We start from the raw sequence: 6000 nt of genomic DNA, 5'->3' as shown, positions 1-6000 counted from the left end.
CCAGAATTTTAATAATTGAATTATGATAAATAAAGTAGTAAATAATGCACAAGAAGCTTTACAAGGTGTAGAAGACGGAATGACTTTTATGCTTGGTGGTTTTGGTTTGTGTGGAATACCGGAAAACTGTATTTCAGAACTAGTAAAATTAGATGTTAGTAATTTAACGTGTATCTCTAACAATGCAGGAGTTGATGATTTTGGATTGGGGTTATTATTACAAAAACGTCAAATAAAAAAAATGATTTCTTCATACGTAGGAGAAAATGATGAATTTGAACGTCAAATGCTTTCAGGTGAGCTTGATGTAGAATTAATTCCTCAAGGAACTTTAGCAGAAAGATGTAGAGCTACAGGAGCTGGAATACCAGCTTTTTATACGCCTGCAGGTTATGGAACCGAAGTTGCTGAAGGTAAAGAGACAAGAGAATTTAACGGTAAAATGCATATATTAGAACATGCTTTTGACCCAGAATTTGCATTTGTAAAAGCTTGGAAAGGAGATACAGCAGGTAATTTAATTTTTAAAGGAACGGCTCGTAATTTTAATCCAATGATGGCAATGGCAGGAAAAATTACAGTTGCTGAGGTTGAAGAATTGGTTGAGGCTGGTGAATTAGATCCAAATCAAATTCATATTCCTGGTATTTTTGTTCAACGTATATTTCAAGGAAAAGATTACGAAAAGAGAATTGAACAACGTACAGTAACTCCAAAATCTTAAGTCATGGCTTTATCAAAACAACAAATAGCGCAAAGAATTGCACAAGAATTACAACATAACTGGTATGTAAATTTAGGTATTGGAATACCAACTTTAGTTGCCAATTACGTACCTAAAAACATAGATGTTGAATTTCAATCTGAAAATGGCTTGTTAGGAATGGGACCTTTTCCTATTGAAGGAGAAGAAGATGCAGATTTAATAAATGCAGGTAAACAAACTGTTACTATTTTACAGGGAGGCTCTTTATTTGATTCAGCATTAAGTTTCGCTATGATTCGTGGTCAACACGTTCAATTAACAGTTTTAGGAGCCATGGAAGTTGCTCAAAATGGAGACATCGCAAATTGGAAAATTCCAGGAAAATTAGTCAAAGGAATGGGTGGAGCAATGGATTTAGTAGCTTCTGCAGAAAATATAATTGTAGCAATGATGCACACAAATAAAGCAGGTGAATCAAAAATATTGAAAAGCTGTTCTTTGCCATTAACAGGTGTAAATTGTGTTAAAAAAGTAGTAACTAATTTAGCTGTTTTAGAAATAAAAAATAATGCTTTTTATTTAATTGAAAGAGCTCCAGGGGTTACTGTTGAAGAAATTAAAGCAGCAACAGAAGGTGATTTAATTATTGAAGGAGAAATTCCAGAAATGAAATTTGACTAAAAATAAAACAACAACTTTGCTCCTTTTTTTAGGGTTTAAATAAAACTTAATGAAAATTATATCATACAACGTTAATGGAATAAGAGCTGCTTTAAAAAAAGGCTTTATAGATTGGCTAATTGCTACAAATGCCGATGTAGTTTGTATTCAGGAAACAAAAGCACACAAAGAGCAATTAGATTTAAGTTTATTTGAAGAAGCAGGCTACCCATTTCATTATTGGTTTTCAGCTCAAAAAAAGGGGTATAGTAGTGTTGCTATATTATCTAAAACCCAACCCAACCATATTGAATATGGAACTGGGATAGAAACCATGGATTTTGAAGGTAGAAATTTACGTGTAGATTTTGATGATGTTTCAGTAATGAGTTTGTATTTACCATCAGGAACTAATGACGCAAGACTTAACTTTAAATTTAATTATATGGCTGAATTTCAGCAATATGTAAACGATTTAAGGCAAGAAATACCAAATATTATTATTTGTGGAGATTATAATATTTGTCACGAAGAAATTGATATTCACAATCCAAAAATGAAAGGTGTTTCAGGGTTTTTACCAGAGGAAAGAGATTGGCTAGGAAATTTTATTGATAGCGGTTTTATTGATTCATTCCGTCATTTAAATAAAGAACCACATCATTATTCGTGGTGGAGTTACAGAGCCAATGCTAGAAATAATAATAAAGGTTGGCGAATAGATTATAATATGGTTAGTGAGCCAATAAAAGACAGAATTAAAAGAGCTTATATTTTACCTGAAGCAAAACATTCAGACCATTGTCCAATAGTTGTAGAAATTGATTAAATTATTAAATCTCAATATGTTTAAAAAAATAATAGTTGTATTCGTTATAATGTTCACATTAAATTCATGTGTTTCAAAAAAATTGTATCAGGAATTAGAGGGTAAGTATTCTAATTTACGATCATCAAATTCAGATTTAATTAAAGAAAAAGACGATTTATTAGCTTCAAAAAAAGTGGTTGATACTGAATTAGAAAAACTTAAAAGTGAATTTTCGGAATTGTCAACTCAAAAAGAAATTTTAGATACGGAGTTTACTTCACTTCAACATAAATACAAAAATTTAGACGAATCATACAAGGCACTTTCTTCTCAAAGTTCAAAAAAATTGGCAGAACAAGCTGAAAAAAATCAACAACTTTTACTTGAGCTAGAAGCTAAAGAACAAAAAATGGCGCTGGAAAGTGCTCGATTGGAAGAACTTCAAAAAGAGTTACATAAACGTTCTCAACAAATTAATGAACTTCAAAACTTAATTGATGCTAAAGAGGCACAGATGCAACAACTAAAAAATGCGATTTCAAATGCATTGCATAATTTTGAAGGTAAAGGGTTAACAGTAGTTCATAAAAACGGCAAAATTTATGTTTCTATGGAAAATAAACTATTGTTTAATTCAGGAAGTTGGGCTGTAGGAACAGATGGTAAGAAAGCGGTAGAGCAATTGGCAAGTGTTTTATCTGAAAATTCAGATATTAATGTGTTAATTGAAGGGCATACAGATAATGATCCTTATGTAAGCTCAGTATTGTTAGATAACTGGGATTTATCGGTTAAAAGAGCCACAGCTATTGTGAGAATTTTAAAAGATAAAGGAGTAAACCCAACTCAAATAACAGCTGCAGGAAGAGGAGAATTTGTTCCTGTTAATACCAATAATACAATTGAAGGAAAAGCTAAAAACAGAAGAATTGAAATTATTTTAGCTCCTAATTTCGATGAAATTTCAAAACTTTTAAATGAATAATAGTTCAATGAATAAAATAGTATGCATAGCCTTTTTATTAGTTTTTAGTATAGGTTTTTCACAAACAGATACCGATACTTTAGCACTTCAAAAAATTGAAGACACGCAAGAAATGTTTTCAGATGTAGACACTTTATTTTTTACAAAATCAGATTCATTAAGTTTAAAAATTCATAAAGAAGCTACTTTAATTGATAGTTTATGGTTGAATGAATTGATAAATTCACCATTGTATGATACGATACAATATGTATTAAAAGATGATGAAATTTTAATTACTGAACTAGACGAATTACCAACCGAATTACTAAAAGAGCGGTTGAAAGTTTTAGACAGTAAAACACCATTTCATATTGAATATAATCCGCAATTAGAGCAAATAATTAAAACGTACTTAATACGAAGAAAGTCTTCTTTTTCAAATTTAATGGAAAAGGCGCGTTATTATTTCCCTATGTTTGAAGAGCAATTAGATAAGTACGATATTCCTTTAGAAATGAAATATTTGGCTATTGTAGAGTCGGCTTTAAAACCAAGAGCACGTTCACGAGTTGGAGCAACAGGTTTGTGGCAATTTATGTATCAAACAGGGAAACAATTCGATTTAGATGTAAGTTCGTATGTTGATGAACGTTCAGATCCTTATAGAGCCACAGAAGCAGCGTGTAAATACTTATCTAGTTTATATAACATCTTTGGAGATTGGGATTTAGCTTTAGCGGCTTATAATTCTGGACCCGGGAATGTTAATAAAGCGATAAGACGTTCAGGAGGAAGTAAAAATTACTGGAATATTCGTCATAATTTACCCCGCGAAACGGCAGGGTATGTTCCTGCTTTTTATGCAACATTGTACATTTTTGAATATGCAAACGAGCATAATATAAAAGCAAAAGAAAGTTCATTGATGTATTTTGAAACAGATACAGTTCAGGTAAAAAGACAATTAACTTTTGAGCAAATTTACGAAACGTTAAATGTTGATATAGAGGTACTTCAGTTTTTAAATCCGCAATATAAATTAGATATCATTCCTTATATAAAAGAGAAAAATTATACGCTTGCTTTACCTGTTAAAGATATTGGAAATTTTGTTAGTAATGAACAGCAAATTTATGCGTATGCCAGTGCTGAAGAAGCGAAACGAGAAAAACCGTTACCGGAGTATATTGAAATGAATAATAGAATTACTTACAAGGTTAAAAGCGGTGATTTTTTAGGGAAAATAGCAGATAAGTATGGTGTTTCAGTTTCAAAAATTAAGCAGTGGAATAATATGCGAAGTACTAATTTACGAATTGGGCAACGTTTAACTATTTATCCAAGAAGATTGAATGTAACAACTACTTCAAAACAAACAAAAACTACTTCAAAAACAGCTATACCAAAAGGTGAATTTAATACTTATACAGTAAAATCTGGCGACTCTTTATGGTTAATTGCTCAAAAATATGTAAATGTTTCTGTTCAAAATATTAAAGATTGGAACAATATTTGGAGTGTTAAAAGCTTACAACCGGGAATCAAATTAAAAATATTTAATAAATAAGGATGATAAGAGCATATTAGACTTTTCCTTCGAGAAAAATATTAATATTGAACAACATCTAATCAGTTAAAAATAAAGCATAAATGAAAAAAATAGGAATCCTTTTAGTTATAGTTTCTTTTTTTATTTCTTGTAATTCAGGAAACAATCAAAGAGTATTAATGAATGCAAATGGCAGAATTAACAACTTATTGATTGTAATGAAAAATAGCGAGTGGCAAGGTGAAATTGGTGATGAATTACGAAAATTTATTGCAGAACCAGTTTTAGGATTACCGCAACCCGAATCTCAGTTTGAAGTATCTCAAGTGCCTTTAGAAAATTTTGGAAGTATGTTTAAAGCTAGCAGAGGTATTTTAAAGGTTGGTTTAGCTGATGAAAATTCTTTTACAGTAGCCACCGATGTTTACGCAGCACCTCAAAAAATAATTACTATTACAGGTAAAAGTAAAGAAGATTTGATAAATGTGATTCAAGAAAATAGTTCAAAAATTGTTTCAGAATTTAAAGATTCAGATTTAAGAGCAGTTAGGTTGAAAATTCTTAAAAAATACTGGGAACCTTCAGCGATTGAAACTTTTAATAAGCAAGGATTTTCATTAAAAATACCTCGTAATTATAGTAAAGTAGAAGATAATGGCGAATTTGTTTGGTACCGTTATCATTTATTTGGAGGAAATAGTATGGAGTTAATGTGTTATACTGTTCCTATTACTTCAGAAGAAGATGAAAAAGGAAATACAATTGTAGCAAATAGAGATGCGTTTGGTAAAAAATACATTCCTGGTCAAGTTGAAGATTCTTACATGATGACTGAGGAAGCTTACACACCACATGTTTTTGAAGTAGAATTAGATGGTAAAAAAGCCTTTGAAACTAGAGGAAAATGGGAAGTTAAAGGAGTTTATATGGCGGGTCCATTTTTGAGTTATTCTGTAGTTGATAAAGTAAATAATAGATTAGTAGTGGTTGAAGGTTTAACCTATGCGCCGTCTATTAACAAACGCGATTATATGTTTGAGTTAGAAGCTATTTTAAAAACATTAGTAATTAATTAAAATCGAACCACAACATATCCTTTATTGGTTTTTCTATAATTTTTGCCGTTCCAAGCGTAATAACGTTGTCCTTTTATAAAAACAACTTTATGAGATTTAGGTAATTTTTTTACTACAACTACTTTTGTTGGAGCTACTTTTGCTGTTGTAAAACAAGAGCATAAAGAAAATGATAATACTACGGTAATTAATACAACAAAAAAAAGTCTCATAACTAAAGTTTTAAAGTTT

Annotated in this window: 7 protein-coding genes; 6 read left to right on the top strand and 1 reads right to left on the bottom strand. The window is 30.7% G+C overall.

All coding sequences use genetic code 11. The annotated features are described in order from the left end of the window. Positions 1-22: 22 nt before the first annotated feature. The 6 genes from Q0352_RS12330 to Q0352_RS12305 all read left to right on the top strand — a co-directional run bounded on the left by Q0352_RS12330 (position 23) and on the right by Q0352_RS12305 (position 5769). Positions 23-724, top strand: coding sequence for a CoA transferase subunit A (locus Q0352_RS12330; protein WP_299527948.1), 702 nt, complete (start codon positions 23-25; stop codon positions 722-724). Between the two features lie 3 nt (positions 725-727). Continuing rightward, positions 728-1387 (top strand): 3-oxoacid CoA-transferase subunit B, encoded by a 660-nt coding sequence (locus tag Q0352_RS12325; RefSeq protein ID WP_299527946.1) that lies wholly within the window; start codon positions 728-730, stop codon positions 1385-1387. Between the two features lie 49 nt (positions 1388-1436). Continuing rightward, entirely contained in the window at positions 1437-2195 is a 759-nt protein-coding gene (locus Q0352_RS12320; RefSeq protein ID WP_299527944.1) for an exodeoxyribonuclease III, read from the top strand. Positions 2196-2277: 82 nt separating this feature from the next. Continuing rightward, complete coding sequence (locus Q0352_RS12315; RefSeq protein ID WP_367274640.1) at positions 2278-3162, top strand: OmpA family protein; 885 nt, start codon at positions 2278-2280, stop codon at positions 3160-3162. Between the two features lie 7 nt (positions 3163-3169). Next, entirely contained in the window at positions 3170-4711 is a 1542-nt protein-coding gene (locus Q0352_RS12310; RefSeq protein ID WP_299527940.1) for a lytic transglycosylase domain-containing protein, read from the top strand. An 83-nt stretch (positions 4712-4794) separates the two neighbouring features. Further along, positions 4795-5769 (top strand): DUF4837 family protein, encoded by a 975-nt coding sequence (locus Q0352_RS12305; RefSeq protein WP_299527938.1) that lies wholly within the window; start codon positions 4795-4797, stop codon positions 5767-5769. On the opposite strand, the gene Q0352_RS12300 is transcribed toward Q0352_RS12305, so the two are convergent. Further along, the gene (locus Q0352_RS12300) at positions 5766-5981 is read right to left on the bottom strand and encodes a DUF6515 family protein (RefSeq protein ID WP_299527936.1); all 216 of its coding nucleotides are present in this window, start codon (positions 5979-5981) and stop codon (positions 5766-5768) included. The two genes, Q0352_RS12305 and Q0352_RS12300, sit on opposite strands and share 4 nt — an antisense overlap. Positions 5982-6000 lie beyond the last annotated feature (19 nt).

The sequence above is a fragment of the uncultured Lutibacter sp. genome (assembly GCF_937891065.1).
Taxonomy (GTDB): Bacteria; Bacteroidota; Bacteroidia; order Flavobacteriales; family Flavobacteriaceae; genus Lutibacter.
This window is presented reverse-complemented; position numbering and strand designations above follow the sequence as displayed.